Origin of the sequence: Cupriavidus sp. H18C1 (genome assembly GCF_049311595.1) — a bacterium.
In the GTDB taxonomy this organism is placed as follows: Bacteria; Pseudomonadota; Gammaproteobacteria; order Burkholderiales; family Burkholderiaceae; genus Cupriavidus; species Cupriavidus cauae.
This window is the reverse complement of record NZ_CP186008.1, coordinates 928,890-954,780: the sequence shown is the minus strand read 5'-3', so window position 1 is coordinate 954,780 and position 25,891 is coordinate 928,890. Positions and strand designations below refer to the sequence as shown.

20 protein-coding genes and 4 pseudogenes are annotated in these 25,891 nt (G+C 68.6%); 13 read left to right on the top strand and 11 right to left on the bottom strand.

Features of this window, described 5'->3' with window-relative positions; genetic code table 11:
- The first annotated feature begins 25 nt into the window (after positions 1-25).
- From OJJOAM_RS04485 to phaZ, 3 genes are all read left to right on the top strand, one after another.
- Positions 26-529, top strand: coding sequence for an Lrp/AsnC ligand binding domain-containing protein (locus OJJOAM_RS04485; RefSeq protein WP_422648987.1), 504 nt, complete (start codon positions 26-28; stop codon positions 527-529).
- 1 nt (position 530) lies between these two features.
- Positions 531-1,838 carry a PA0069 family radical SAM protein gene (locus OJJOAM_RS04480; protein WP_422648986.1) on the top strand — a complete coding sequence of 436 codons (1,308 nt, stop codon included), beginning with the start codon at positions 531-533 and terminating at the stop codon, positions 1,836-1,838.
- Positions 1,839-1,957: 119 nt separating this feature from the next.
- On the top strand, positions 1,958-3,181 hold the full coding sequence (gene phaZ / locus OJJOAM_RS04475) for a polyhydroxyalkanoate depolymerase (RefSeq protein ID WP_422648985.1): 1,224 nt from the start codon (positions 1,958-1,960) through the stop codon (positions 3,179-3,181).
- Between the two features lie 4 nt (positions 3,182-3,185).
- On the opposite strand, the gene OJJOAM_RS04470 is transcribed toward phaZ, so the two are convergent.
- The 5 genes from OJJOAM_RS04470 to OJJOAM_RS04450 form a co-directional block, all read right to left on the bottom strand.
- Entirely contained in the window at positions 3,186-3,404 is a 219-nt protein-coding gene (locus OJJOAM_RS04470; RefSeq protein ID WP_422648984.1) for a hypothetical protein, read from the bottom strand.
- Positions 3,405-3,741: 337 nt separating this feature from the next.
- The gene (locus OJJOAM_RS04465; protein WP_422648983.1) at positions 3,742-4,194 is read right to left on the bottom strand and encodes a TM2 domain-containing protein; all 453 of its coding nucleotides are present in this window, start codon (positions 4,192-4,194) and stop codon (positions 3,742-3,744) included.
- Between the two features lie 427 nt (positions 4,195-4,621).
- Positions 4,622-4,756, bottom strand: a complete 135-nt coding sequence (locus OJJOAM_RS04460) for a hypothetical protein (RefSeq protein WP_422648982.1) — start codon at positions 4,754-4,756, stop codon at positions 4,622-4,624.
- Between the two features lie 530 nt (positions 4,757-5,286).
- On the bottom strand, positions 5,287-5,691 hold the full coding sequence (locus tag OJJOAM_RS04455) for a hypothetical protein (RefSeq protein WP_422648981.1): 405 nt from the start codon (positions 5,689-5,691) through the stop codon (positions 5,287-5,289).
- Positions 5,692-5,889: 198 nt separating this feature from the next.
- Positions 5,890-7,005 carry a PQQ-dependent sugar dehydrogenase gene (locus OJJOAM_RS04450; protein ID WP_422648980.1) on the bottom strand — a complete coding sequence of 372 codons (1,116 nt, stop codon included), beginning with the start codon at positions 7,003-7,005 and terminating at the stop codon, positions 5,890-5,892.
- 164 nt (positions 7,006-7,169) lie between these two features.
- Between OJJOAM_RS04450 and rpsP the strand changes: the two genes are divergently transcribed.
- From rpsP to OJJOAM_RS04425, 5 genes and pseudogenes are all read left to right on the top strand, one after another.
- On the top strand, positions 7,170-7,424 hold the full coding sequence (rpsP, locus tag OJJOAM_RS04445; protein ID WP_422648979.1) for a 30S ribosomal protein S16: 255 nt from the start codon (positions 7,170-7,172) through the stop codon (positions 7,422-7,424).
- A 28-nt stretch (positions 7,425-7,452) separates the two neighbouring features.
- A complete protein-coding gene (rimM, locus tag OJJOAM_RS04440) occupies positions 7,453-8,196 on the top strand; it encodes a ribosome maturation factor RimM (protein ID WP_422648978.1) in 744 nt (247 codons plus the stop codon).
- A gap of 5 nt (positions 8,197-8,201) precedes the next feature.
- Positions 8,202-9,021 (top strand): annotated as a pseudogene (gene trmD / locus OJJOAM_RS04435) (tRNA (guanosine(37)-N1)-methyltransferase TrmD).
- A gap of 75 nt (positions 9,022-9,096) precedes the next feature.
- The gene (gene rplS / locus OJJOAM_RS04430; RefSeq protein WP_422648977.1) at positions 9,097-9,486 is read left to right on the top strand and encodes a 50S ribosomal protein L19; all 390 of its coding nucleotides are present in this window, start codon (positions 9,097-9,099) and stop codon (positions 9,484-9,486) included.
- Between the two features lie 227 nt (positions 9,487-9,713).
- Complete coding sequence (locus tag OJJOAM_RS04425; protein WP_422648976.1) at positions 9,714-10,394, top strand: CoA pyrophosphatase; 681 nt, start codon at positions 9,714-9,716, stop codon at positions 10,392-10,394.
- Between the two features lie 36 nt (positions 10,395-10,430).
- On the opposite strand, the gene OJJOAM_RS04420 is transcribed toward OJJOAM_RS04425, so the two are convergent.
- The gene (locus OJJOAM_RS04420; protein ID WP_422648975.1) at positions 10,431-11,315 is read right to left on the bottom strand and encodes a sulfurtransferase; all 885 of its coding nucleotides are present in this window, start codon (positions 11,313-11,315) and stop codon (positions 10,431-10,433) included.
- A 408-nt stretch (positions 11,316-11,723) separates the two neighbouring features.
- Here OJJOAM_RS04420 and dnaE point away from each other — a divergent pair.
- Positions 11,724-15,237, top strand: a pseudogene (gene dnaE, locus OJJOAM_RS04415) (DNA polymerase III subunit alpha).
- 166 nt (positions 15,238-15,403) lie between these two features.
- Here dnaE and OJJOAM_RS04410 read toward each other — a convergent pair.
- The gene (locus tag OJJOAM_RS04410; protein ID WP_422648974.1) at positions 15,404-16,447 is read right to left on the bottom strand and encodes a glycosyltransferase; all 1,044 of its coding nucleotides are present in this window, start codon (positions 16,445-16,447) and stop codon (positions 15,404-15,406) included.
- A 365-nt stretch (positions 16,448-16,812) separates the two neighbouring features.
- On the opposite strand from OJJOAM_RS04410, the gene OJJOAM_RS04405 reads away from it, so the two are divergent.
- A complete protein-coding gene (locus OJJOAM_RS04405; RefSeq protein WP_422648973.1) occupies positions 16,813-18,027 on the top strand; it encodes an O-antigen ligase family protein in 1,215 nt (404 codons plus the stop codon).
- Between the two features lie 58 nt (positions 18,028-18,085).
- Here the strand turns inward: OJJOAM_RS04405 and OJJOAM_RS04400 are convergent.
- Positions 18,086-19,130: pseudogene (locus OJJOAM_RS04400) on the bottom strand (glycosyltransferase family 4 protein).
- Between the two features lie 55 nt (positions 19,131-19,185).
- Positions 19,186-19,945: pseudogene (locus tag OJJOAM_RS04395) on the bottom strand (glycosyltransferase family 2 protein).
- Between the two features lie 232 nt (positions 19,946-20,177).
- On the opposite strand from OJJOAM_RS04395, the gene msbA reads away from it, so the two are divergent.
- The 3 genes from msbA to OJJOAM_RS04380 all read left to right on the top strand — a co-directional run bounded on the left by msbA (position 20,178) and on the right by OJJOAM_RS04380 (position 23,208).
- Positions 20,178-21,902, top strand: coding sequence for a lipid A export permease/ATP-binding protein MsbA (gene msbA / locus OJJOAM_RS04390; protein WP_422648972.1), 1,725 nt, complete (start codon positions 20,178-20,180; stop codon positions 21,900-21,902).
- Positions 21,903-22,083: 181 nt separating this feature from the next.
- Entirely contained in the window at positions 22,084-22,734 is a 651-nt protein-coding gene (locus OJJOAM_RS04385) for a peroxidase-related enzyme (protein WP_422648971.1), read from the top strand.
- Between the two features lie 201 nt (positions 22,735-22,935).
- A complete protein-coding gene (locus OJJOAM_RS04380) occupies positions 22,936-23,208 on the top strand; it encodes a hypothetical protein (protein WP_265633437.1) in 273 nt (90 codons plus the stop codon).
- A gap of 208 nt (positions 23,209-23,416) precedes the next feature.
- Here the strand turns inward: OJJOAM_RS04380 and OJJOAM_RS04375 are convergent, their stop codons facing one another.
- Together OJJOAM_RS04375 and rng are read right to left on the bottom strand one after the other, a co-directional pair.
- Positions 23,417-23,950, bottom strand: coding sequence for a hypothetical protein (locus OJJOAM_RS04375; protein ID WP_422649493.1), 534 nt, complete (start codon positions 23,948-23,950; stop codon positions 23,417-23,419).
- Positions 23,951-24,300: 350 nt separating this feature from the next.
- Positions 24,301-25,764 carry a ribonuclease G gene (gene rng / locus OJJOAM_RS04370; protein WP_149317922.1) on the bottom strand — a complete coding sequence of 488 codons (1,464 nt, stop codon included), beginning with the start codon at positions 25,762-25,764 and terminating at the stop codon, positions 24,301-24,303.
- Between the last annotated feature and the right edge of the window lie 127 nt (positions 25,765-25,891).

Here is a 25,891-nt window from a genome sequence, read left to right as displayed (position 1 = left end):
AATTTCCCGGAAAAAGGAAAAATTCATGAGAACGACCCGTCAACCGGTACGCGGCCTGGATCGCCTCGACCGCCGCATCCTGGCGCTGCTGCAGGCCGATGGCCGCATCTCGATGAAGGACCTCGCCGAGGCGGTCGGGCTGACCATCACGCCCTGCATCGAGCGGGTCAAGCGGATGGAGCGCGACGGTGTCATCATGGGTTACTACGCCCGCCTGAATCCGGCCCTGCTGGGCAGCGCGCTGCTGGTCTTCGTCGAGATCACGCTGAACAACAAGGCCGGCAACATGTTCGAGCAGTTCCGGCGCGAGGTGCTGCGCATTCCCGAGGTGATGGAGTGCCATCTGGTGTCGGGCGATTTCGATTATCTGATCAAGGCGCGCATCCGCGAGATCGGCGAGTATCGCCGGCTGCTCGGCGACATCCTGCTGCAACTGCCGGGCGCCGCGCAGTCCAAGAGTTATGTCGTGATGGAAGAGATCAAGGAGACGCTGGCCATCCCCGTCGACGAGAAGGGCCAGCCTGCATGAGATGAAGGACATTGAGCGCAAGGGGCGCCACCTCGGCCCGCGCGAAGCGGAGTTGCCGGCGGATGACATCCCCGGCGAGCCGGCGCCGTTGCGGCCGCCGCCGCGGCCGCTGAAGGGCCGCGGCGCGGTCAGCAATCTGCAGGGGCGCTTCGAGCGCGATACCCGCGAGCCCTTCGACGATGGCTGGGGCCCGCCGGACACCGCGGGACAGGACGATGCGGCGCGCGCAGAGGACAGGGACACGCAGGGCAGGGACACGCAGGGCAGGGACATGGAGCGCAGCGAAGGCGCCGCCTTGGAGTCCGCGCCGCCGAAGCTGATCACCCGCGTTACGCAGGAGCAGGCGCGCTCCATCCTCAGCCGCAATGCCTCGCCGGATATTCCGTTCGGCGTTTCACTCAACCCCTACCGGGGCTGCGAGCACGGCTGCATCTACTGCTTCGCCCGCCCGACGCACGCCTATCTCGACCTGTCGCCGGGGCTGGACTTCGAGACGCAGCTGTTCGCCAAGGCCAATGCCGCCGAGCGGCTGCGGGAGGCGCTGTCGCGGCCTTCGTACCAATGCGAGCTGATCGCGCTGGGCGTCAATACCGACGCCTACCAGCCGATCGAACGGACCCAGCGCATCACGCGCGGCGTGCTCGAGGTGCTGCACGAATGCCGCCATCCGGTGGCGCTGATCACCAAGTCGTCGCTGATCGAGCGTGATATCGATCTGCTGGCGCCGATGGCGGCCCGGCGCCTCGCCGTGGCTGCGATCACGATCACCACGCTCGATGCCGAGATCGCGCGCACGCTGGAGCCGCGCGCCGCCACGCCGTCGCGGCGGCTGCGCACGATCCGCACGCTGTCCGAGGCGGGCATTCCGGTCGCGGTCAGCGTGGCGCCGGTGATCCCCTTCATCACCGAGCCGGACCTGGAGCGCGTGCTCGAGGCCGCGCGCGAGGCTGGCGCCGTCTATGCCAACTACATCGTGCTGCGGCTGCCGTGGGAGGTCGCGCCTCTGTTCCAGCAATGGCTGGAGGCGCATTTCCCCGATCGCGCCGAGCGCGTGATGAATCGCGTGCGCGAGATGCGCGGCAGCAAGGACTACGATTCCGATTTCTCCACGCGCATGCGCGGCACCGGCGTCTGGGCCGACCTGATGCGCCAGCGCTTCCACAAGGCGGCCGATCGCCTGGGCTTTCGCTATCACCGCTTCGATCTGGACACGTCGCAGTTCGTCCCGCCCGCGGCGCCGGCCGGCGTGCGACGCGGCGCGCGTGGTGCCCGCAAGCCGGAAGACGACGCGCAAGGTTCGCTGTTCTGAACTTGCGGGTTTGTACAAGTCCGGCGCGCTGTCCATAATGGCTGTTCGATCCGCCGCGCACGCCGCCGCGGTTGGCGCACTCGCGCTCCCGACCGCCTTGGCGTCGCCTTGGGGAAGCCATGATCCATCTGTTGCAGCAGGGCGGCCGCGCAGCCTTCGATCCGGTCGTGATGTGGGGCGAGCTGACCCAGCAGGCGCTCGCCGCCGGGCCGTATCCGCTGGCCGCGGCCTCGCACCGCCGCCGCTTCGAGCACTACTACCGCTGGTTCCAGACCTGGCTTGGACCGTTCGGCACGGCGCGCTTCGAGTTCGATGACGTCGAGGTCGATGGGGTGCGAATGCCGGTCAGCGACAGCGCCGTGTCGGTGACGCCGTTCTGCACGCTGCGGGCGTTCCAGAGTCCCCCGCGGTCCCGCCGCAAGCCGCGCGCGCGCGTGTTGCTGTGCGCGCCGCTGGCCGGACACCGCGCGGTGCTGATGCGCGATACCGTGGCCGCGCTGCTGCCGCATGCGGACGTCTACGTCACCGACTGGGCCGATGCGCGCGACGTGCCGCGCGAAGCCGGCAGCTTCGGCCTCGACGATTACGTGCTGCTGGTGGAGCGCTTCATCCGGCTGCTCGATCCGGCCGGGCTGCATGTGCTGGCGGTCTGCCAGGCGACGGTGCCCGCGCTGGCCGCGGTCTCGCGCGTGGCGCAAGCCGATCGCGCCGAGCCGGCGACGCTGACGCTGATGGGCGGGCCGATCGATCCGCGGCTCGGTCCGACCACGCTCGATCGCGTCGCGGCCACGTTGTCGCTGCCGTGGCTCGAGGCGACCGCGATCGACGTGGTACCAAGCGGTTATGCCGGCGCGGGGCGGCGCATCTATCCGGGCTTCCTGCAATATCCGGCGCTGGTCGCGGCGCAGCCGGATCGCCACGCGACGCTGATGTTCGACTGGCTGTGCCGGCGCCAGGCGGCCGATGCCGATACCGCGCGCGAGATCGAGCGCGCGGTCGCGCAATACGGTGCCGTGCTCGACATGACCGCGGAATTCTTCTTCGACACGTTGCGCGTGGTGTTCCAGCAGATGCTGCTGCCCAAGGGGATGTGGCGGGTCGGCGGCGAGATGGTGCGTCCCGACTGTCTGCGGCGCACCCGGCTGCTGACGGTCGAGGGGGACCGCGACGATATATCGGGACCGGGGCAGACGCATGCGGCGCAGGGCCTGTGCAGCGGCCTGCCGACGCGATGCCGCGAACGGCTGACGATCGCGCGCTGCGACCACTATGGGTTGTTCAGCGGCGCACCCTGGCGCGAGACGGTGCATCCCGCGGTGCGCCGCTGGCTGGAGGCGGCCTAGCGCATTACCGGTGCGGCCGGACCGGATTGGCCGCCGCAGGGGGCCGCACACCGCCCGGGCGCACCGGGCCCGTCGTTGTCGTTCGCGGCGCCATCTCGTCGTCCATCATTCTGCAGGCCAGGTCCAGCGCCGCCACCGCCTCGTCGTGCGACAGGCCGGACGCGCGCATCAGTCTGACGGTCAAGGCGGCCATCCGGCCCACTTCATAGCTGGGAACGTTCATGTCCACTCCTGGAGTTCGACCGACCGGTCGCGCACTGCCGGCGAAGCGCCGCGGCGCGCGACGTTGGAAACAACCGGTTCAGTATGGTTGACGAACGCCGGAATGGGGTTGACGTGGATCAGGAAATCGAAGGGCGCACTCGGGGTGAACGTACCCGCAGCGTAGCCGCGGCGTGTCAGCGCCGTGTCGGCGGCGGCCCGACGTATTTGTCGCCGCAGCTGACTTCGGCGCCCGAAGGCGGCGGGCTGATTGCGACAGCTGACTTCGGCGTCTGATTTCGGCAGCTGATTTCGGCAGCTGATTGCGACAGAGGATTCCGTCGGCTGCTTTCAGCCGCCTATTGCGACAACTCGCGTGCCGCTTCCACCTGCGACTCGAAGAAGGTCTGGAAGCTGATGGCCAGCCCCGCCATCAACAGACCGGTGCCGATCAGCAGCGACAGGATCACCAGGATCACCACCGGCCAGCCGGAGCGGGTCGGCTCGCCGTCCGGATTGAAGCGCGCGTCCCAGCGCTCGTCCGGCCGCAGCCCGTAGACGATCGCCGCCAGGAACGCGCTGATCACCGACGCGCCGCCCGCCACCGCGAAGGTCCAGTTCAGCGCGGCTGCGCCGACGTGCAGCACCATCGAGGCGATGCCCAGCGCGCCGGCCAGCGTGGCGAGGAGGTGCAGCCAGCCATAGCGGTCGCGCAGGCCGCCCAGATAGAAGCGGTGGGCGCCCAGGCTGCCGAGCAGGAAGGCCAGCGCCACGGTCAGCAGCTTCGACTTGCGCATCGGTGCGCGGTCCATGCTGGCGGCAGCGGCGGGGGGAGACGGGCGAAGCGGAGGACGGAGCGGCGGACATGGGCGTGGACGTGGGATGGAAAACCTGCCGGCGGCGGACCGGGATCGGGACCGGAATCAGGACCGGAATCAGGACCGGAATCAGGACCGGAATCGGACCGGAATCGGACCGGAATCAGGACCCGAAATCAGGACCCGAAATCAGGACCCGAAATCAGGACCCGGAATCAGGACCCGAAATCAGGACCCGAAATCAGGACCGGGGCGGCGACCCGACCATACGATGGAAGCGGGCAGTGCAGCGCACATTGTACGCCGCACCGCCCGCTTCGATGACCCGGTTGAAGGCCGGCGGATCGTGGCTTCGATCGCCGGCCGGGGGCGCTGGTGCAAAACCTGCGATGACCTGTCTTGCAGCAGCGTCCGATTGCCGTCAGCGCGGCGCGTTCGACACGATGCCCAGCAGGACACCGAGATTGGTTTCGCCGTACAGCACGGCAGCCAGGATTCCCATGAATAGCACGGTCAGAGTGAGCTGGCCCGCGTGTCGAGCCAGGTCGGTCAGCATGGATAGCATACGAACCTCGTCGGTTGGTTGGACGAAGGCCGCGCCCATCGCGACACGATCCGAAGGAGAGGGCATGTCAGTGTGCGTTCGCCGCCTGCGATCGACGGCACGCTGCTGAACACCGGTCAGCGCCGGGCGGCAGCCAGGTGGCGGCGCAGCTTCCGCCGCCACAAGCTATTGGACCTTGCGAGGGAGGGTGAAGTTCCGGCGCGGGCGTTTGCGGCCATCGCGATCGGCGAAGGCGGGCAGATGCGCGGCGGCAAACGTGGTCGCGCCCCGTGAAGGCGCGGGGCGAGGGGGGCTCGGCAAACGCGCGAGGACAAGCGCGGAGGGACAGGCGCGGAGGGACAAGCGCGGAGGGACAGGCGCGGAGGGACAAGCGCGGAGGGACAAGCGCGGAGGGACAAGCGCGGAGGGGCAAGCGCGGAAGGGCAAGCGCGCGAGGACAAGGGCCGGGGACAAGCGCGCGAAGACAACCGCGATCGCGGCGCGGTCGCCGTTTCAAACGATAAGGCGGAGAAGTATCGGGTCTACCGGGTGGTTTCTCGACCCGAGCCCTGCCACCCGGGTCCGACATTGGCCGGACGACTGTCGCCCGACACCGCGCTGCCGTTCTGCGCGCTGCGGTCGGAAGTCTGGGTACGTTCGGGGACGCCGCGCTCGCTGGGCGGATTGGGGCGGCCGTTCAGCCGGCTGTCGGCACGCGCGCGGGCTTCCATCCGTTCGATTTGCGCCCGCACATGGTCAGGGCTCTCCGCACGCATCACGGTGCGCTCCATGCCGGCCGGCAGCAGCCGCGCTCCGAAGCCATCCCGCATGTCGGCGCCTTGCCGCGACCAGCCGCCCTGAGCATGGCTCAGGGCCGCAAGGCCGAGCACCGACGCCACCAGCACGGTGGCGGCCGCGGCGTCGCGCAGGAGAGAGCGGAAAAGCATGCGGAATCCCAGAGCCTTCGCTTGCTGTCGTTATCGAGAAGATTGGGATCATGGTACGCAGCGCTGCCAGCAGGCGCCTATGCCAATCCCGTTACCGGTGTAACGGATTGTTTCGCCTGCGAATGCGGTCCGTTCTCATCTTTGGCGACGCCTGCGCGAACGCCGCCCGGGACAGCGTTCCAAGGCCGCCGCGCGCTGCTAGGGTGCATAGCGGATGCGGTAGATCGCGCCGGCCATATCGTCGCTGACCAGCAACGAACCGTCGGGCGCGACCTCGACATCGGCGGGCCGGCCCCACGGTTGACCGTCCCGCAGCCAACCCTGCGCGAACACCTCCTGCCTGACCGCCTTGCCGCTGTCGTCGAGCACCACGCGCGTGATGCGATACCCGATCCGCTCGCTGCGGTTCCAGCTGCCGTGCTCGGCAATGAAGATGTTGTGGCGATATTCGGCGGGGAACTGCGTGCCGGTGTAGAAGCGCATGCCCAGCGCGGCCACATGCGGGCCGAGCCGTGCCACCGGCGGCTCGAAGGCCGAGCACGGACGCTGCTTGCCGAATTCGGGATCGCGCAGGTCGCCGGCGTGGCAATACGGAAAGCCGAAGTGCATGCCGGCGCGCGGCGCCCGGTTCAGTTCGTCCGGCGGCTGGTCGTCGCCGAGCCAGTCGCGGCCGTTGTCGGTGAACCACAGCTCGCGGGTGGTCGGATGCCAGTCGAAGCCCACGGTGTTGCGCACGCCCTTGGCCACGACCTGCAGGTCCGAGCCGTCCGGCTTCATCTTCATCACGTTGGCGTAGCGGCCCTCGTCGCGTGCGCAGACATTGCACGGCGCGCCGATCGGCACGTACAGGTAGCCGTCGGGGCCGAAGGCGATGAAGCGTCCGCCGTGGTGGGTCTCGCTGGGCAGCTGGTTGTTGATGACGACCGGCTTGGGCGGATTGGACAGGCGCTGTTCGATGCCGTCCAGGCGCAGGATCCGCGAGACCGACGAGGTGTAGAGCGCGCCGTCGCGCCAGGCCACGCCGATCGGCAGCGTCAGGCCGCTGGCGATCGTGTGGACCACCGGCTTGCCGCTCAGCGGCGCCTGCACCGCGTAGACCTTGCCTGCGCCGCGGCTGCCGACGTACAGTGTGCCGCCCGGCGAAAAGGTCATGCCCCGCGCCTCCGGCACGGCGTCGGTCAGACGCTCGATGCGAAAGCCGGGAGGCAGCTGGATCTGCTCGAGCGATTCCGCGTGCGCGGCGGGTGCGATCGCCTGGGACAGCAGGGCGGCAAGCCCGGCCAGGACGGTGGAAAAGTGACTAACGTAGCGCACGATCCCTCCTGCGATTGGTGTTTTTGCCACGATGCCGAGGCGTGACGCGGCCGTCAATTGGCCTGCACCGCCGTCGGCCACCCTAAGTGTTTGTTTGGCCTCAGTATTTGGGCTATACTCTTGCGTTTCGTGTTCGAACACCCCGTTTTTCGAGGAATTCACCCATGGTCGTAATCCGTCTGGCCCGTGGCGGCAGCAAGAAGCGCCCGTTCTTCAATATCGTTGCCGCCGACTCGCGCAACCGCCGCGACGGCCGTTTCATCGAGCGTATCGGCTTCTACAACCCGCTGGCTTCGCAGGGCGAAGAAGGTCTGCGCCTGGCGCAAGACCGCCTGACCTACTGGCAAGGCGTTGGCGCCCAACTGTCGCCGACCGTTGCCCGTCTGGTCAAGCAGAACGCCGTCAAGGCCGCTGCCTGATTTTCGCTGCCGTTACCGGTAGTCTGCCGTGACCACGTCCGCGCGCGGCGCGCAACGGCGGCCGTTGAACGTGCCGCCTGGCGCCACCGGGCCCGGAACAGGGGCCGGCACGCCACGCGAGGCACGCATCCCGGCCGCGCTGGTGTATGCGCAGGCCCTGCCCGAAGACCTGATCGAGGTCGGCTATGTCGCCGCCGCCTATGGCGTGCGCGGCTGGATCAAGGTCCAGCCCCATGCGCAGGATGCCGGCGCCTTGCTGCATGCGCGGCGCTGGTGGCTGCTGCAGCCCGAGGCTCCGGCTTCGCGGCCGGTGGCCCAGTCGGCGGCCCGCGAATCGGGGCCGCTGTGCCTGAAGATCGCGCAGTCGCGCGAGCATAGCGGCACGGTGGTGGCGCAGGCGTCCGGTGTAGCGGACCGCAATCTGGCCGAGGCGCTCAAGGGGCGTCGCGTCTGGATCCGGCGCGAGGATTTCCCCGCGCCAGAAGAAAACGAGTTTTACTGGGTCGATCTGATCGGCTGCACGGTGAGCAACGAGCAGGGCGAAGCCCTGGGCGAAGTCGCCGGGCTGATCGACAACGGCGCCCACCAGATCCTGCAGGTCGCCTACGCGCTGCCGGATGGCAAGCCCGGCGAGCGTCTGATTCCCTTCGTCGACGCCTATCTGCGCCACGTCGATATCGAGGCGAGGCGCATCGTGGTGGACTGGGGGGCTGGACTACTAGCCCGGGCAGAAAAAGCAGCAAGGCAATGGCAGGCAACGGAACAGGAGTGAGACGGATGCAGTTCGACGTGATCACGCTGTTCCCGGAGATGTTCCGCGCGCTGACCGACTGGGGCATCACCAGCCGGGCCGCCAAGCAGCAGCGCTATACGCTGCGCAGCTGGAATCCGCGGGACTTCACCACGGACAACTACCGCACCATCGACGACCGTCCCTACGGGGGCGGACCCGGCATGGTGATGCTGGCCAAGCCGCTGGAGGACGCCATCGACGCCGCGGTCGCGGCGCAGGCCGGTGCCACTGCCGGGACCGGTGCCGATACAAGTACCGGCGAGGGGGGCCAGCGCCTCCCACGTGGTGCTGATGTCGCCTCAGGGCGCGCCGCTGACGCACGCCAAGGTGGTCGAGCTGGCGCAGCGCCCCGGCCTGGTGCTGATCTGCGGCCGCTACGAGGCGATCGACCAGCGCCTGATCGACCGTCGCGTCGACGAGGAAATCAGCCTCGGCGATTTCGTGCTGTCGGGCGGCGAGCTGCCGGCGATGGCGCTGATCGACGCGGTGGTGCGTCTGCTGCCCGGCGTGCTGGGCGACGCGCAATCGGCGGTGCAGGACAGCTTCGTCAACGGGCTGCTCGATTGTCCGCATTACACGCGGCCCGAGGAATACGAAGGCATGCGGGTCCCCGAGATACTGCTCGGCGGCCATCATGCCGAGATCGAAAAATGGCGGCGCCATCAGGCGCTCGTCAATACGGCGCGCAAGCGGCCCGACCTGATCGAGTCCGCGCGCCGTCAAGGTTTGCTGACCAAGGCCGACGAGAAGTTCCTGTCGGAGTGGACGGCGAAGGAAGGGCGGGGGCAAGCCTCCGCCAGTTGAAACCCCATCCTCTGTCGGGGCCGCGCCTGGAGGCGAGGCATGCAACGCCGTCACGATGGCACAGGAGAAGAAACGATGAACATCATCGAGCAGATCGAGAAGGAAGAGATCGCGCGTCTGACCGCGAACAAGACCATCCCCGCATTCGCGCCGGGCGACACCGTTGTCGTCAGCGTGAACGTGGTCGAAGGCAACCGCAAGCGCGTGCAGGCCTACGAAGGCGTGGTGATCGCCAAGCGTAACCGCGGCCTGAATTCGTCCTTCATCGTGCGCAAGATCTCGTCGGGTGAGGGCGTGGAGCGTACGTTCCAGCTGTACTCGCCGCTGATCGCCGGCATCGAAGTCAAGCGCCGCGGCGATGTGCGCCGCGCCAAGCTGTACTATCTGCGCCAGCGTTCGGGCAAGTCCGCTCGCATCAAGGAAAAGCTCGTCACCAAGGCCTCCAAGGTCGCGGCTGCCGAGTAAGACGCAGCGCCTGGCCGGCACGCCGGCCGGAGCGATGGACGGGGTTCGCGCCCCGTCTTCGAGGGCACCTTCGGGTGCCCTTTTTGCATGGTGGCGGCAGGTTGGCTGCATGATGGTCCGAATGGTGGCCTGCATGGCGGCCTGCAGGGCGATCCCCATGCCGCGCATGCCGCCGCCGGCCCCGCCCCCCGATGCGCCGCGGCGAGGTCTGTCATACTTGTGCCGCTATGCGCCCCGCCTTCGATCCCGAATCGCTGCCGGTCGTCTCGGTCGACAGCCAGCACCCTCCGCTTTCCGAGCCGCGCCTGCGGCCCGACTTCATCCGCCATCGCTTCCTGAGCCCGCCGGCCTGGCAACCCGAGCTGACCGACGAGTCGCGCGCCTACGACCCCAAGCAGAGCCTGCGCGACGCCGCGGTGCTGGTGCCGCTGGTCGAGCGCGCCGACGGCCTGACCGTGCTGCTGACGCAGCGCAACGCGAACCTGAGCGCCCATGCGGGGCAGATCAGTTTCCCGGGCGGCCGCTGGGAGCCCGAGGACAGCAATCGGGTCGCCACCGCGCTGCGGGAAACGGAGGAGGAGATCGGGCTGGACCGGGATTACGTCGAGGTGCTGGGCGCGCTGCCGGACTACATCACCGGCACCGGCTTTCATGTCAGCCCGGTGGTGGGCCTGGTGCGCGACGGCTTCGCGCTGCGCCCCGATGCGCGCGAGGTGGCCGATGTGTTCGAGGTGCCGCTGGCCTTCCTGATGGACCCGTCGCACCATCAGCGGCGGCTGTTCCGCTGGGTCGACGGCGAGCGGATGTTCTATGCGATGCCGTATCCGCGCGAGGGCGGCGGGCACCGTTTCATCTGGGGCGCGACCGCGGGCATGCTGCGCAATCTGTACCACCTGCTGGCGGCCTAGCGCGCCGGCGCATTCCCGACGACGGCGAGGCTCCGATCAGGCCCGCGCCGTTTCCCCTTCCGGCTTCGATACGGACGCGGCCTGCGCCGCGCGCTGCGGATGGCAGTGCGGGCAGCTGACGCCGACCACATAGTGCGGGCTCTGCTGCTCCTCCGGCGTGACCACCGCACGGCAGGCAAAGCATTGCTTGGGCCCGGCCGGTTCCAGCTCGGGATTGAGCGCGGTGCGGTAGTCGAAGACGAAGCAGTCGCCGCGATAGTGGCTGCCGCCGACCTCCTCGAAGTACTTCAGGATGCCGCCCTCGAGCTGATAGACGCGCTCGATGCCGGCCTGCTGCATATGGATCGCGCCCTTCTCGCAGCGGATGCCGCCGGTGCAGAACGACACCACCGTCTTGCCGGTGAATTCGTCCTTGTGCTCGGCCACCACGGCCGGGAAATCGCTGAACTTCTGCAGCCCGTAGTCGACCGCCTGCTCGAAGGTCCCGACCGCAACCTCGAAGGCGTTGCGGGTGTCGAGCATCACCACCGGCCGGCCTTCGTCGTCATGGCCCTGGTCGAGCCAGCGCTTCAGGTCGGCAGGGCGCACCGACGGCGCGCGGCCTTCCTCGGGCCGGATCAGCGGCATCTTCATCGTGATGATCTCGCGCTTGATCCGCACCAGCATCCGCTTGAACGGCTGGGTTTCCGACAGGCTCTCCTTCGGCTCCAGATCGGAAAAGCGCGGATCGGCGCGCAGCCAGCCGACCACATCGTCGATGCCTTCGCGGCTGCCTGCCAGAAACAGGTTGATCCCCTCGGGGGCGAGCAGGATGGTGCCCTTGAGCCCGGCTGCCTCGCAGCGCTCGCGCAGGGCGGCGCGCAGCGTCTCGATGTCGTTCAGCGTGACGAACTTGTAGGCGGAAATATTGACGATCTGCATGGACTGCGGAGCACGGCGTGGCGGGATGGGGCGCGTGCGGGGGATCGGTCCGCGCGTCGCGCGGCGTCGTCGCCATCGCGGGCCGGCCTCGTTTGCCGCCCTCGTTTGCCCCATTAACTGCCTGATTGGAAACGCGAAATTATAGCGGTTCGGGTAGCCGGGCGGGTCGCGCCCAACCGCCGTGCCCGACCGCCGCACCTAACCGCCGCACCCAACCACCGCGCAGCTACCGCATCCAACCGCCGCACCGACCTGACCACCGCGCCGAACCGCCGGGCCGAACCGCCGCGCCGAACCGCCGCGCCACGTTCGCGTCGGGACTCACGCCGCCATCCCCGGGCGATCAGCAGCGGATTTCGTCGCACCCCGGCGGCCCGGCGGCCGGCTCGCGCCGGTACAATGGCGCCCATGTCTTCGCCCCGCTTCGTACACCTCCGTCTCCATTCCGAATACTCGATCGTCGACGGCATCGTCCGCCTCGAGGATGCGGTCAAGGCCGCCGCCGCCGATGGCATGGGCGCGCTTGCGCTGACCGACCTGGCCAACGCCTTCGGCCTGATCCGCTTCTACAAGGAGGCGCGCGGCGGTGGCGTCAAGCCGATCGTCGGCGCCGACGTCTGGCTGACCAACGCCGACGATCGCGACAAGCCCTCACGCATGCTGCTGCTGGTGCAGGACCGGCGCGGCTATCTGAACCTGTGCGTGCTGCTGTCGCGCGCCTGGCTGTCGAACCAGTACCGCGGCCGCGCCGAACTCGAGCCCGCCTGGCTCGAGGAACCGGGCGAGGACGGCTTGCCGCTGTCCACCGGCCTGATCGCGCTGTCCGGCGCGATGGGCGGCGACGTCGGCCAGGCGCTGGCCAACGGCAACGACGCCGCCGCGCAGCGCGTCGCCCGGCACTGGGCCACCGTGTTCCCGCAGCGCTACTACATCGAGCTGCAGCGCGCCGGCCACCCCGGCACCGAGGCCTATGTGCAACGCGCGGTGCAGCTGGCCGCGGCGCTGCAGCTGCCGGTGGTCGCGACGCATCCGGTCCAGTTCATGACCCCCGACGACCATACCGCGCACGAGGCGCGCGTCTGTATCGCCGAGGGCGAGCTGCTGGCCAATCCGCGCCGCGCGCGCCGCTTCACCACCGACCAGTATTTCAAGACGCAGGACGAGATGTGCGCGCTGTTCGCCGACATCCCGTCCGCGCTCGAGAACGCGGTGCAGATCGCGCGCCGCTGCAACCTGACGCTCGAGCTCGGCAAGCCGCGCCTGCCGCTGTTCCCGACGCCGGACGGCATGTCGCTGGACGACTATCTGGTGCACATGTCGAAGGAGGGCCTCGAGCGCCGTCTCGAGGTGCTGTTCCCCGACGAGGCGACGCGCGAGGCGAAGCGCCCGGAGTACTACGCGCGGCTGGAGTTCGAGACCGGCATCATCATCAAGATGGGGTTCCCCGGCTACTTCCTGATCGTGGCGGACTTCATCAACTGGGCCAAGAACAACGGCGTGCCGGTCGGCCCGGGCCGCGGCTCGGGTGCCGGCTCGCTGGTCGCTTACGCGCTCGGCATCACCGACCTCGATCCGCTCAAGTACGCGCTGCTGTTCGAGCGTTTCCCTGAATCCGGAGCGGGTGTCGATGCCCGACTTCGATATCGACTTCTGCCAGCACGGCCGCGATCGCGTGATCCAGTACGTCAAGGAGAAGTACGGCAAGGACGCGGTGTCGCAGATCGCGACCTTCGGCACCATGGCGGCCAAGGCCGCGGTGCGCGATGTCGGCCGCGTGCTCGACCTGGGCTACAACTTCGTCGACGGCGTGGCCAAGCTGATCCCGTTCAAGCCGGGCAAGCTGGTGACGATCGAGGAGGCCAAGAAGGAAGAGCCGCTGCTGACCGAGCGCGAGAACAACGAAGAGGAAGTGCGCCAGCTGCTCGAACTGGCGCAGCGCGTCGAAGGCATGACCCGCAACGTCGGCATGCACGCCGGCGGCGTGCTGATCGCGCCGGGCAAGCTGACCGACTTCTGCCCGCTGTACACGCAGGGCGGCCAGAACGACGGCATGAGCGGCGTGGTCAGCCAGTACGACAAGGACGACGTCGAGGCCGCGGGCCTGGTCAAGTTCGACTTTCTGGGCCTGACCACGCTGACCATCCTCGACTGGGCCGAGCGCTACATCCGCCGGCTCGATCCGGGCAAGGCCGACTGGAACTGCAGCCAGATCCCGCTCGACGATCCGGCCGCCTTCGACATCCTGAAGTCCGCCAATACGGTGGCGGTGTTCCAGCTGGAAAGCCGCGGCATGCAGGGCATGCTCAAGGACGCCAAGCCCGACCGCTTCGAGGACATCATCGCGCTGGTGTCGCTGTACCGCCCGGGTCCGATGGACCTGATTCCCAGCTTCTGCGCGCGCAAGCACGGCCGCGAGAAGGTGGAATATCCGGATCCGCGCGTCGAACCCGTCCTGAAAGAGACCTACGGCATCATGGTCTATCAGGAGCAGGTGATGCAGATGGCGCAGATCATCGGCGGCTACTCGCTCGGTGGCGCCGACCTGCTGCGCCGCGCGATGGGCAAGAAGAAGCCCGAGGAAATGGCCAAGCATCGCGAGCTGTTCCGCGAGGGCGCCGCGAAGAACGGGCTGTCGGCCGACAAGGCCGACGAGATCTTCGACCTGATGGAGAAGTTCGCCGGCTACGGCTTCAACAAGTCGCACGCGGCCGCCTATGCCTTGCTGGCGTACTACACGGCCTGGCTGAAGGCGCACCATCCGGCCGAATTCATGGCGGCCAACATGTCGCTGGCGATGGACGACACCGACAAGGTCAAGATCCTCTACGAGGATTGCCGCGCCAACGGGCTGCGCGTGCTGCCGCCGGACGTCAACGCCAGCGAATACCGTTTTGCGCCGACCGATGCGAAGACGATCCGCTACGGCCTGGGCGGCATCAAGGGTTCCGGCCAGGGCGCGATCGAGGACATCCTGCGCGCGCGCGAGGAACGGCCGTTCACCGACCTGTTCGACTTCTGCGAGCGCGTCGACCGCCGCCAGGTCAACCGCCGCACGATCGAGGCGCTGATCCGCGCCGGGGCCTTCGACACGCTGCATCCGAACCGCGCCCAGCTGCTGGCCTCGGTGCCGCGCGCGATGGAGGCCGCGGAGCAGAAGGCCGAATCGGCCAACCAGGTGTCGCTGTTCGACCTGATGGCCGACGATGGCGACGCGTACCGGCCCGAGCTGATCGACGAGCCGGCCTGGACGCCGAAGCGGATGCTGCAGGAAGAAAAGCAGGCGCTTGGCTACTACTTCTCCGGCCACCTGTTCGACGCCTATCGCGACGAGGTGCGGCGCTTCGTCAAGGGCACGCTGGCGGCGCTGGAAAAGGAAGTGCAGGGCAACGGCGGCGGCTATGGCCGCGACGTGCGCGGCAAGATGGTCGCCGGCGTGATCACCGGCATCCGCACGCAGATGACGCAGCGCGGCAAGATGCTGATCGTGCTGCTCGACGACGGCACCGGGCAGATCGAGATGACGGTGTTCAACGAGCTGTTCGACGCCAACCGGCACATGTTCCGGGAGGACGAGCTGCTGATCGCGCAGGGCAATGCCCGCCACGACACCTTCACCGGCGGGGTGCGCTTCACCGCCGAAACCGTGATGGACCTGACGACCGCGCGGATCCGCAATGCGCGCGCGCTGAAGCTGTCGCTGAACGGCAACTCGTCGACCGCGATGCTGCGCGAGCTGCTGACCCCGCATCTGGCCCAGTCCGCCGGTACCCCGGGGCTGCCGGTCTGCATCCAGTACGCCAGCGCCTCGGCGGTCTGCGAGGCGGTGCTGGGGCAGGCGTGGCAGGTGGTGCCGTCGGACGACACGCTGGCCGCGCTGCGGGCGGCGCTGTCGCCGGAGTGCGTCAGTACGTTGTACGAGTGAGGCGGCAGGGCTTCAGTCGCCGAGCTGTCGCTGCCCTGGCTTTCGCGATAACGCCCGTTATCGGCTCCCTCTCCCGCTTGCGGGAGGGGGTAGGGGGGAGAGGGCATAGGGCGGTGCGACCAGACCGCTGGTTTGGCAAGCGCCTGCTTGCCTCTCCCCCAGGCCCTCAGCCCTTCGTCCCCTTCACCATATTCCCCAGCGCGAAGAACGGCGCATACACGCCCGGGCAGGCCGCATAGAGGAACATTCGCAGCCGGTGGCCCAGCCGCACGTCGCGCGCGCCGAGCAGCAGCCGCAGGCGCTCGCCGGTGCTGGTGGCGGCGAAGATGTCGCGCGTGAAGGTCTCTCGCGCCAGCTTGCCGGCCTTGTGGCGGCGCATCGCGTCGCCCGCGCCGGCCAGTTCGGCGTCCTGGATGAACTGCAGCGTCTCGGCCAGCGAGCTGCGGTTGGTCAGCTGGATGCGCTTGACGAAGTCCGCCGGCGTGCGCAATTTGCGCTTGCCGGAGACGCCGCCGCGGCGATAGCGCACCAGCGGCCGGCGCAGCGTGATGGCGCCGCCGCCGAGCACCGCGCGCAGCGTGGTGATCTGGTCTTCCGAAATCATGCCGGGCGCGATCGGGCCGAAGCGTTCGAACTGCCGGCGCGTCCAGGTATGCGAGGCGCCGATGACGACCGGCGGTTCGGCCATCCAGCGCGCCACGCCGTCATAGATGCCCAGCTCGCTGTGCGCAATGGTGCCGTGGTCGGCGCCTTCGTAGTCCATGTCGATCAGGTCGGTGGCGATCAGGTCCGGTTTGCGGCCGTGCGCCAGCCAGGCCTGCGCGACCTCGCGGCAGCGCGTCGGCAGCGAGATATCGTCGCCGGCGGCGACGAAGATCAGCTCGCCGTGCGACAGCTCGACCAGCTGGCTCAGATGCCCGCTGATGCCAAGGTTGACCGGATTGCGCCGCAGCGTGACCCGGTGCGGGCCGGCATAGCCCTGCAGGGCGCGCTGCGCGGCGGCGAAGGTGTCGTCGGTCGAGGCATCGTCCGAGACGATGATCTCCAGGTCCGGGTAGTCCTGCGCGAGCGCGCCGGCGATCGCATCGGCGATGAAGCGTTGCTGGTTGTAGGTGATCAGCAGCAGGGTCGCGGACGGCCACGCGCTGTCCCGCGCATTCGCCGTGTCTGCCGCCTCCCGCACATCGCCGCCATTCGCCGTACCGCTCATCCTCGCTTCCTCTCTTGTTGCCGATCCGTCGTTGCCGAACCGTCGTTGCCTATCACGCGTTGCCGAATATTCGTTGGCGAATACTCGTTGCCGGACGCATGCCGCCCCAGCGGGCACGGCCGAACGATACCATGCCGCCCCGGCACCCCCTCGCAGGGAGGGGAGCGTCAGGGGCAACGGTATAATGCGCCGCGTGGCGCGCCCCGGGGCCGCCATGGTGGCCCTGCATGGTTGCCCCTGTTTCCGGCTCATGGCCAATGTGCCCGCCAACGCCGTTCCGGCGCCGATCCGTATTTCATCCATGAGCATTGATCGTTTGTCCATCGGTGTCGCGGCGACTGCCGCGGCGCTGTCCCCCTGTGCTGATGCTGACCCTGCAGGGCGGCACCGGCTACTGCTTCTTCGTCGTGCTGGCCTTCAGCCTGCTGTGGCTGAGCCAGGCCGAGAATCGCCGCCAGAGCCGCGAACTGCTGCTGCGCTACAAGTGGTACGTCGTGGCGATGACGGCTTACCCGCTGGCGATTGGCCTGCAGGCGCTGCTGACCGGCGAGGTGCCGTCACGCGCCTTCGATTCGCCGTCGCGGCTGCTGCTGTCCGTGCCGATCTTCCTGCTGCTGGCCGCGGTGCCGGCCGAGCGGCTGCGGCCGTTTCAATGGGGCTGCGTGATCGGTGCGCTGGGCGCGTGCTTCTGGTCCGTGCTGATCCTGTTCTCGCCCGCCGAGTGGGTGATGTCCGGCCGCGCCGGCAATCCGTTCACCAATCCGATTCCGTTCGGCGACACCGCGCTGGTGCTCGGCTTCATGGGCGCGATTCCGCTGGCCGAACGCGGCCGCCCGCGCTGGGAGCAGGTCTTCCGCCTGCTCGGCCTGGCCGCCGGCTGCTACGCCTCCTATGCGTCGGAGAGCCGCGGCGGCTGGATCGCCATTCCGGTGATGCTGTGGGTCCTGCTGTGCCGCTTCGACCTGGCGCGCATGCGCCCGCGCCGGCTGATGCTGGTGTTCGCCGCGTCGCTGACGCTGGGGGCGATGGCCGCGCTCAATACACCGGTGGTGCAGAGCCGCATCGCCGCCGCGACGTCGGACTTCGAGCGGCTGGCGCACGGCGATGCCGATACCTCGATCGGCCTGCGGCTGCAGCTATGGCAGGCGGCCTGGACGCTGTTCGAACGCGAGCCGGCGCTGGGCGTCGGCAAGGGCACGCTGAAGGAGAGCCTGCAGGTGCTGGCCGACCGCGGCGAGGCCTCGCCGGCGATCATCCATCCGCACGCGCACAACGAGCTGTTCTCGACGCTGGCGGAGATGGGACTGCTGGGCCTGGCGGTGCTGCTGCTGCTGTACTACGGCTCGACGGTCTATTTCTGGCGCCATCGCCATTCGCCCGATCCCGACATCGCCACCGCGGCGGCGATGGGCCTGGTGCTGACGTTGGGCACGGTGGTGTTCGGGCTGACCATCGACGTCTTCACGCTGGTGATGAACACCGCCTTCTTCGGGCTGACCTCGGCGACGCTGCTGGGCATCATCGCAAACCGCACGCGGCAGCTGGAAGCGGCGGCCGCCGCCGCGCCGCGGCCGCGCTGAGCGGTAGTCCTGAGCGGTCGTACTGAGCGGTAGTCCTGAGCGGACGCAACTCGCGCGGTCAGGCCCCGCCGAGCCGCAGCAGCGCATCGAGATGCGCCGCCGGTTCCGGGTTGTAGCGCAGATGCCGGCGCGGCTCGGCGATCCGCGCGCCGCCATCCTTCGACCAGGCCACGGCCTCGCGCATCGCGGCGGCGATCGCCGCCACGTCGGTGCGCGGGAAGCGCCGCGCCACCGCATCGTCCATCACCTCGAGGCAGGCGATATTGTCCGCCAGCAGCACCGGCGTGCCGCACAGCACCGACTCGATGCCGACCAGCCCGAAGGGCTCGTAGCTGGACGCCAGCACGGTGAAATCGGCGGCGGCATAGAGCTCGGCCATGTTGGCGCAATAGCCCAGTTCGCGCACGCCCGGCAGGGTCCTGCCGACCGGCCGGCCGGCGACGGCCAGCGTCGCGTCGAGGCCGCTGTCGGCGAGCGCGCGGGCCAGCACGTCGAGGCCCTTGCGCGAATGGTCCGACGACGGAAACAGGAAGACCGGCGTGTCGCCGAAGCCGAGGCGCTGGCGCAATGCCGCTCGCGCGGCATCGTCGACCGGCTGGAAGCGCGCGGTATCGACCGGCGGATAGAGCAGGGCGAGCCGGTCGGCGGGCACGCCATACAGCTCGGCCAGTTCGTCGGCCATCAATTGCGAATGGGCGACCACGTGGCGCGCGGCGGCGTAGTGGCGCGCTTCCAGTTCGATCTGGCGCCGGTCCCAGAAGGTCGGCGCGCGTCCGGATGCGCGCAGGTAGCCGCGATGGGTGCCGCCGCAGATCGCCAGGTCGGCGCCGACCACGCGGTTGCAGCCGATCAGCAGATCGCAGTGGCGGTGCGCGTCGCGCATGCCCCAGGAGAACGCGGTATCGCGCATCTTGCCGGGCAGCCAGCGCACGCGCACCAGATGCCGGTCGACCTGCCCGTACTCGGGGGATGTCGCCGTCGAAGCGGCGCGCGAACACCGCGGGGCGCTCGCCGCGTGCGATCAGGCCGCGCGCCAGGTCCAGCGCATAGCGTTCGAAGCCGCCGCCCTTGCCGAAGCGGTTGCAGGAGATGCCGATCTTCATGGACACGGATATCGGGACGGGAGGAAAGCCACGGTCATGGGTCGCCGCCGGCCGCTCATTGGCCGCCGGCCTGCTGCCGGCCCAGGTACCACAGCTTCAGGTATTTGTAGTAGCTCGCCTGCGCGTTCATCAGCGCGACGCCGAAGCCTTCGGCGCCGTCGAGAATGCTGCGGCGGAGCAGCCAGGTCCGCAGGAAGGCCCACAGGCCGTGGCCCGCGGCGGCCAGCGGCGACGAGCGCTTGCCGCGGCTGAAGGCCTGGCGCGCGCCGGCCGACGAATAGCTGTCGATCTTGCGCAGCACGTCGGAGTAGTCGCGATAGCTGTAGTGCGTCAGTGGTTCGCGCAGCCGGCCGAGCCGGCCCTGCACGATCAGGCTCTCGTGCACCAGCGCATCGCTGAAGCGGCCGTGGCCGCGGCGGACCAGCCGCGTCACGTAATCGGGATACCAGCCGCCATGGCGGATGAAGCGGCCGCAGAACTGCGACAGCCGCGGCATCTCGTAGCCGTCGGCGCCGTCGCTGGCGATCGCGGCGAGGATCTCGTCGCGCAGCGCGGGGCTGACGCGCTCGTCCGCATCGATGCTCAGGGATCCAGTCGCCGGTGGCGGCGTTGACCGCGCGGTTCTTCTGCGGACCGAAGCCGGGCCAGTCCTCGGTCTGGATCACGCGCGCGCCCATGTCCCGGGCAATCGCCGGGGTGGCGTCCGCGCTCATGCAATCCACTATAATCGCCTCGTCACACCACTTCACGCTCTCCAGACAGGCCTGGATATTGTGGGCTTCGTTGCGGGTGATGATGACGACGGAGAGTTTCATTGACGTGGTCGTATGGCCTGCTGTATGACGCGACCCAGCCGCGATCCGACCGCAATCGGCACGGTATCGCCCCGGTCGAGCGCGGCGCCATTGTACCCCGGCCCCCTGCCGGCCTCTGCGCCGGGCCGACCCGCCGGTGCCCGCTTCCGGTTTCCGGCCCGGGCTCACCGGCGCCTCTGATTATTCCGAAGGAGTGTTCTTGTCCCGCCCATCGACGCCAGGTGTGCAAACCATGCCCGCCCGACTCTGGTCCTACCTGCGCCCGGAGTTGCGCATCTTCATCGCCGCCATCGTCGCGATGGCCGTCGTGGCCGCCAGCGAAGGGGTGATCCCCAAGGTCGTCAACGATCTGCTGGACAAGGGCTTCGGCGGCGACTACGCCGGCAAGCTGTGGCATGTGCCGGCGATCCTGACCGGCGTCGCGCTGATCCGCGGCCTGGCGCAGTTCGCCTCCGGCTACCTGCTGAGCCTGATCTCCAACCGCGTGCTGCTGAAGATGCGGCTGCAGATGTTCGAACGCATGCTGCATGTGCCGGCGATGTTCTTCCATCGCAATACCGCGGCGTCGCTGATCAACGCGGTGATCTTCGAGGTCAACCAGGTGCTGCAGATCCTGACCAGCGTGTTCATCACGCTGGTGCGCGACTCGCTGACCGTGGTCGCGCTGTTGATCTACCTGTTCTACACGAACTGGCGGCTGACGCTGATCGTCGCGGTGATCCTGCCGGTGATCGGCTACCTGATGTCGAAGATCAACCGGCGCCTGCGCAAGCTCAACCGCGAGCACCAGACGCTGACCAACCACGCCGCCTATGTCGTCGAGGAAGCCGCGGGGGGCTTCAAGGTGGTCAAGCTGCACGGCGGCGAGACCTACGAGCTGGCGCGCTTTCGCGCGATGGCCGAGCGGCTGAAGAACTATTCGATGCGGATGGCGGTCGCGGGCGGCCTGAACCAGCCGGTCACCGCGTTCCTGGCCGCGCTGGCGCTGTCGGTGATCATCACCATCGCGATGGTGCAGGCGCAGGGCAACCAGACCACCATCGGGGGCTTCACCGGCTTCGTGATGGCGATGCTGCTGCTGATCTCGCCGCTGAAGCACCTGACCGACATCAACCAGCCGCTGACGCGCGGCATGACCGCCGCCGAGATGATCTTCCGGCTGATCGACGAGCCGGTGGAGCCCCAGCACGGCGGCCTGCCGCTGGACCGCGCGCGCGGCGAGCTGGTGTTCGAGCGCGTCGGCTTCCGTTACGGCGACGCCGGCCGTCCGGCGCTGCAGGACGTGTCGCTGCAAGTCAGCCCGGGCGAGGTGCTGGCGCTGGTCGGCCCGTCCGGCAGCGGCAAGACCACGCTGGTCAACCTGGTGCCGCGCTTCTTCGATCCAACCGAAGGGCGCATCCTGCTCGACGGCCAGCCGCTCGATGCGCTGGCGCTGAAGGACCTGCGCCGCCAGATCGCCTTCGTCAGCCAGGACGTGGTGCTGTTCAACGACACCGTCGCCGCCAACGTGGCCTATGGCGTGCACTCGGCCGACCAGATCGACATGGCGCGGGTCGAGCGCGCGCTCGAGGCGGCCTATCTGACCGACGTGGTCAAGGCGCTGCCCGAGGGTTTGCAGACCAATATCGGCGACAACGGCATGAAGCTGTCGGGCGGCCAGCGCCAGCGGCTGGCGATCGCGCGCGCGCTGTACAAGGACGCGCCGATCCTGATCCTGGACGAGGCCACCTCGGCGCTGGATTCGGAGTCGGAGCGCCAGGTCCAGGCCGCGCTGGAATCGCTGATGGTCGGCCGTACCACGCTGGTGATCGCGCACCGGCTGTCGACCATCGAGAACGCCGACCGCATCGCGGTGCTGGATCAGGGACGCATCGCCGAGCACGGCACCCATGCCGAGCTGCTGGCCGCGAACGGTCTGTACGCCGGGCTGCACCGCATCCAGTTCGCGACGCAGTAAGCCGGCCGCATGGGGCGATGCTCCACGGTGCGCTGCACAGGGGCGCGCTGTGGTGCGGGGCGGCGCCGGCCGGCCTCGCTTGGCGCGCCGCCGTGGCTGGCCGATACTGTGGCATGCCTCGCGCGCCGCGCGACGGCCATGCCGGCGGACGGATAGGCCGGAATCAATCGAGGAGACCACGATGAGCGAATCGCAGCAAGGCCGTGCCACATCGAACGCGGCATCCGGCACGTCCGGCGGCAGTGTCGACAGCAAGCCGATCAGCCGCTATCCGGTGCCGACGCTGGAGCAGGTCCCGGACGATATCCGCGAGCGGATCCTGGCGGTGCAGGAGAAGGCCGGCTTCGTTCCCAACGTCTTCCTCGCGCTGGCGCACCGGCCGGCCGAGTTCCGCGCCTTCTTCGCCTATCACGACGCGCTGATGGACAAGGAGGGCGGGCTGACCAAGGGCGAGCGCGAGATGATCGTGGTCGCCACCTCCGGCGTCAACCAGTGCCTGTATTGCGTGGTCGCGCACGGCGCGATCCTGCGCATCTACGAGAAGAAGCCGCTGCTGGCCGACCAGGTCGCGGTCAACTACCGCAAGGCCGACCTGCCGCCGCGCCAGCGCGCGATGCTCGATTTCGCGATGAAGGTCTGCCAGGCCTCGCACGAGATCGACGAGGCCGATTTCGAGGCGCTGCGCCCGCACGGCTTCTCCGACGAGGACGCCTGGGACATCGCCGCCATCACCGCCTTCTTCGGCCTGTCCAACCGGATGGCCAACACCATCGGCATGCGTCCCAACGACGAGTTCTTCCTGATGGGACGCGTGCCGAAGGCCAAGCCGTAATCCGGTGCCGGGACCGGCCGTTTCGCCCGCGGGCGGCGGATGCCGTCCGCTCCCGACCTGCAAGGAGATTGCATGCCAAGGATCGTCGACCGATCACGTCTTTCCTCGTTTCTTTCCGCGCTTGGTTCCGCGCTTCGTTACCCGCTGCTGCCTCGCCTGACCCGCACGGGCCGGCTGGCTGGCGCCGCTGCGGGCGCGGCCATGCTGACCGCCTGCGCCAGCGAACCGCCGCCCGGCCCGCCGCCGCCCCCGATGGGAGGCGCCGCCACGCCGCAGGGCTGCGCCGCCGACAAGCTGACCGACGACGCGCTGGTCGGCAAGCCGGAGGCCGAGGCGATCGCGCTGCTGGACGGCTGCGCCTGGCGCATCGGCCAGCGCGACGCGCAGCAGTTCCCCGGCACCATGGACTATCGTCCGGACCGGCGCACGCTCGGCATCGCGGGCGGCCTGGTGGTCTGGGTCAAGCGCGGCTGAATGCCGGGCGCCAGCGCCAGCCGGCGCCGAAGCCGTATGGCGCGTGGCGCGTGGCGCGCCGCGCATCGTCGGGCCGTGGCCTCTGGCTTCTGGCTTCTGGCTTGTGGCTTGTGGCTTCTGGCTTGTGGCTTCTGGCTTGTGGCTTGTGGCTTGTGGCTTGTGGCGTGCGGACTGTGCCGTGTAGCGTGCGGCGCGTTGTGTGGCCGGTCTACTTGACCTGCGCGCACATGCCGCTGGCCGGGTCGAACATCACCGGCCACGCTTCCTCGTAGATTCCCGGCGTGCAGCGCTTCTGGCAATTGGCATGGGCCAGCGTGACGCGCCGCGGGTCCTGCCAGACCATCAGCTTGCAGCCGCTGTCGTCGCGCGCCACCAGCTCGATATGCGGGGCCTTCTGGACCTGCCTGAACTCGCTCAGATCGAAGGCGCAGGAGCCGCGTCGCCGGGGCACCCACAGCTTCCAGTTCAACGCCTGTACCTCGTTCGCGGCGACGCGCACGCGCGCCTCTTCCCGAAAGCCGTCGTCCTCGGTGCGGCTGCAATAGCCGGCGAGCTCGATCACGCGCGAGGGAATCGGTGGGGGAGGGGCAGGCGTGACCTGCCGTTCGGGCGCGGCCGGGGGCAACGAGGGCGCGCGTTTGGCCAGTTCCTGCACAGGCGCGCAGCCCGGCAAGGCCAGCAATCCCGCGAGCAGTGCCGCCGGTAGTGCCAGCGGTAGCCTCGCCGTCAGTCGCGCAGGCAGTCTTGCCGCTGGTCCCGCCGCCAGTCGCGCCGGTTTTCCTGCCGGTAGTCCGCCAAGCAGCGGGCCTGCCCATGGCGCGATCCGCCGCGCCGACGGCCCTTGGGCCATTGCGTCATTCCAGCGTGTCATCGTCCGCTCCCGCCACCGCGCCAGGCGCGCGCCATCCTTCTAATCGTTATAGAAGATTGGTGCGGGGATGGCATGCGGTCTGACCCCTGAGGGCGCGTTCCGGGCGGAACGCGGGCGGGCCGCGCCGACATCAACGCCTACGTCAGCGCCGACATCAGCGCCGACATCAACGCCTACGTCAGCGCCGACATCAGCGCCGACATCAACGCCTACATCGACGCCTACATCAGGATGATGTCGTACTGCTCCTGATGGAAGGTCGATTCGACCTGCAGCGAAATCGGCTTGCCGATGAAGTCGCCGAGCATCGCCATATGCTGGCTCTCCTCTTCGAGGAAGAGGTCGATCACTTCCTGCGAGGCCAGGATGCGGAACTCGCGCGGATTGAACTGGCGCGACTCGCGCATGATCTCGCGCAGGATCTCGTAGCACACCGTGCGCGGCGTCTTGACCTGGCCCTTGCCCTGGCAGACGGGGCACTGCTCGCACAGCACGTGCGCCAGCGATTCACGCGTGCGCTTGCGCGTCATCTCGACCAGGCCCAGCTGCGAGAAGCCGTTGACGGTGATGCGGGTGCGGTCGCGCGACAGCGCGCGCTTCAGTTCCGACAGCACCGCGTCGCGGTGCTCGGCGTTCTCCATGTCGATGAAGTCGATGATGATGATGCCGCCGAGATTGCGCAGGCGCAGCTGGCGCGCGATCGTGTGCGCCGCCTCGAGATTGGTCTTGAAGATCGTGTCGTCGAAATTGCGCGCGCCGACATAGCCGCCGGTGTTGACGTCGATCGTCGTCATCGCCTCGGTCTGGTCGATCATCAGATACCCGCCGGACTTCAGGTCGACGCGCCGTGACAGCGCGCGCTCGATTTCCGCGTCGATATTGAACAGGTCGAAGATCGGCCGCTCGCCGGTGTAGTGCGACAGCCGCGGCAGTACCGCGGGGGTGTATTCCTGCGCGAACTCGACCAGCTTCTGGTAGTTCTCTCGCGAGTCGACCTGGATCACGCCTGTGGCGTCGTTGACGAAATCGCGCAGCACGCGCTGGGCGAGGCTCAGGTCCTGGTACAGCAGGCTGGGCGCCGGCAGCGTGGTCGCATTGAGCCGGATCGCGCCCCAGATCTTGCGCAGGTAGGCGATGTCGTTGCCCAGCTCCTCGTCGGTCGCCTCCTCGGCGATGGTGCGCACGATGAAGCCGCCGCGCTCTTCCTCGGGCACCAGCCCCTGCACGCGGGCGCGCAGCGCCTCGCGATCGACTTCGCCCTCGATCCGCTGCGAGATGCCGATATGCGGGTCCTGCGGCAGATAGACCAGCGTGCGGCCGGCGATGCTGACCTGGGTCGACAGCCGCGCGCCCTTGGTGCCGATCGGGTCCTTGATCACCTGCACCATCAGCGCCTGGCCTTCGAACAGCGTCTTTTCGATCGCCAGCTGCGTGCTGCCGTTGCGGTCCGGCTCGCGCCGGTGCCAGATATCGGCGACGTGCAGGAAGGCGGCCCGTTCCAGCCCGATGTCGATGAAGGCCGATTGCATGCCGGGCAGCACGCGCACCACCTTGCCCAGATAGATATTGCCGACCAGTCCGCGCGTCAGCGTGCGTTCGACATGAAGCTCCTGCACCGCGGCCTGCTGCACGATGGCCACGCGCGTTTCCTGCGGGGTGATATTGACGAGGATGTCTTCGGTCATGTTGTGTGCGATCCGTCGCCGGCTGGCTGGCTCCGTCGCCAAATGCGTGTCGCGGCGGAGCAGGTTGGTCCCCTGGATGCCGGGCGGCGCGGTCGGCGGGTGACCGGCGCCATGTTCGGCTTGCCCG

Excerpts from the sequence above, each read along its gene's own strand:
- OJJOAM_RS04485 (WP_422648987.1), top strand. The coding sequence starts at position 26 with ATGAGAACGACCCGTCAACCGGTACGCGGCCTGGATCGCCTCGACCGC.
- OJJOAM_RS04480 (WP_422648986.1), top strand. The coding sequence starts at position 531 with ATGAAGGACATTGAGCGCAAGGGGCGCCACCTCGGCCCGCGCGAAGCG.
- phaZ (WP_422648985.1), top strand. The coding sequence starts at position 1,958 with ATGATCCATCTGTTGCAGCAGGGCGGCCGCGCAGCCTTCGATCCGGTC.
- OJJOAM_RS04470 (WP_422648984.1), bottom strand. The coding sequence starts at position 3,404 with ATGAACGTTCCCAGCTATGAAGTGGGCCGGATGGCCGCCTTGACCGTC.
- OJJOAM_RS04465 (WP_422648983.1), bottom strand. The coding sequence starts at position 4,194 with ATGGACCGCGCACCGATGCGCAAGTCGAAGCTGCTGACCGTGGCGCTG.
- OJJOAM_RS04460 (WP_422648982.1), bottom strand. The coding sequence starts at position 4,756 with ATGCTGACCGACCTGGCTCGACACGCGGGCCAGCTCACTCTGACCGTG.
- OJJOAM_RS04455 (WP_422648981.1), bottom strand. The coding sequence starts at position 5,691 with ATGCTTTTCCGCTCTCTCCTGCGCGACGCCGCGGCCGCCACCGTGCTG.
- rpsP (WP_422648979.1), top strand. The coding sequence starts at position 7,170 with ATGGTCGTAATCCGTCTGGCCCGTGGCGGCAGCAAGAAGCGCCCGTTC.
- rplS (WP_422648977.1), top strand. The coding sequence starts at position 9,097 with ATGAACATCATCGAGCAGATCGAGAAGGAAGAGATCGCGCGTCTGACC.
- OJJOAM_RS04425 (WP_422648976.1), top strand. The coding sequence starts at position 9,714 with ATGCGCCCCGCCTTCGATCCCGAATCGCTGCCGGTCGTCTCGGTCGAC.
- OJJOAM_RS04420 (WP_422648975.1), bottom strand. The coding sequence starts at position 11,315 with ATGCAGATCGTCAATATTTCCGCCTACAAGTTCGTCACGCTGAACGAC.
- OJJOAM_RS04410 (WP_422648974.1), bottom strand. The coding sequence starts at position 16,447 with ATGAGCGGTACGGCGAATGGCGGCGATGTGCGGGAGGCGGCAGACACG.
- OJJOAM_RS04405 (WP_422648973.1), top strand. The coding sequence starts at position 16,813 with ATGCTGACCCTGCAGGGCGGCACCGGCTACTGCTTCTTCGTCGTGCTG.
- msbA (WP_422648972.1), top strand. The coding sequence starts at position 20,178 with ATGCCCGCCCGACTCTGGTCCTACCTGCGCCCGGAGTTGCGCATCTTC.
- OJJOAM_RS04385 (WP_422648971.1), top strand. The coding sequence starts at position 22,084 with ATGAGCGAATCGCAGCAAGGCCGTGCCACATCGAACGCGGCATCCGGC.
- OJJOAM_RS04380 (WP_265633437.1), top strand. The coding sequence starts at position 22,936 with ATGCTGACCGCCTGCGCCAGCGAACCGCCGCCCGGCCCGCCGCCGCCC.
- rng (WP_149317922.1), bottom strand. The coding sequence starts at position 25,764 with ATGACCGAAGACATCCTCGTCAATATCACCCCGCAGGAAACGCGCGTG.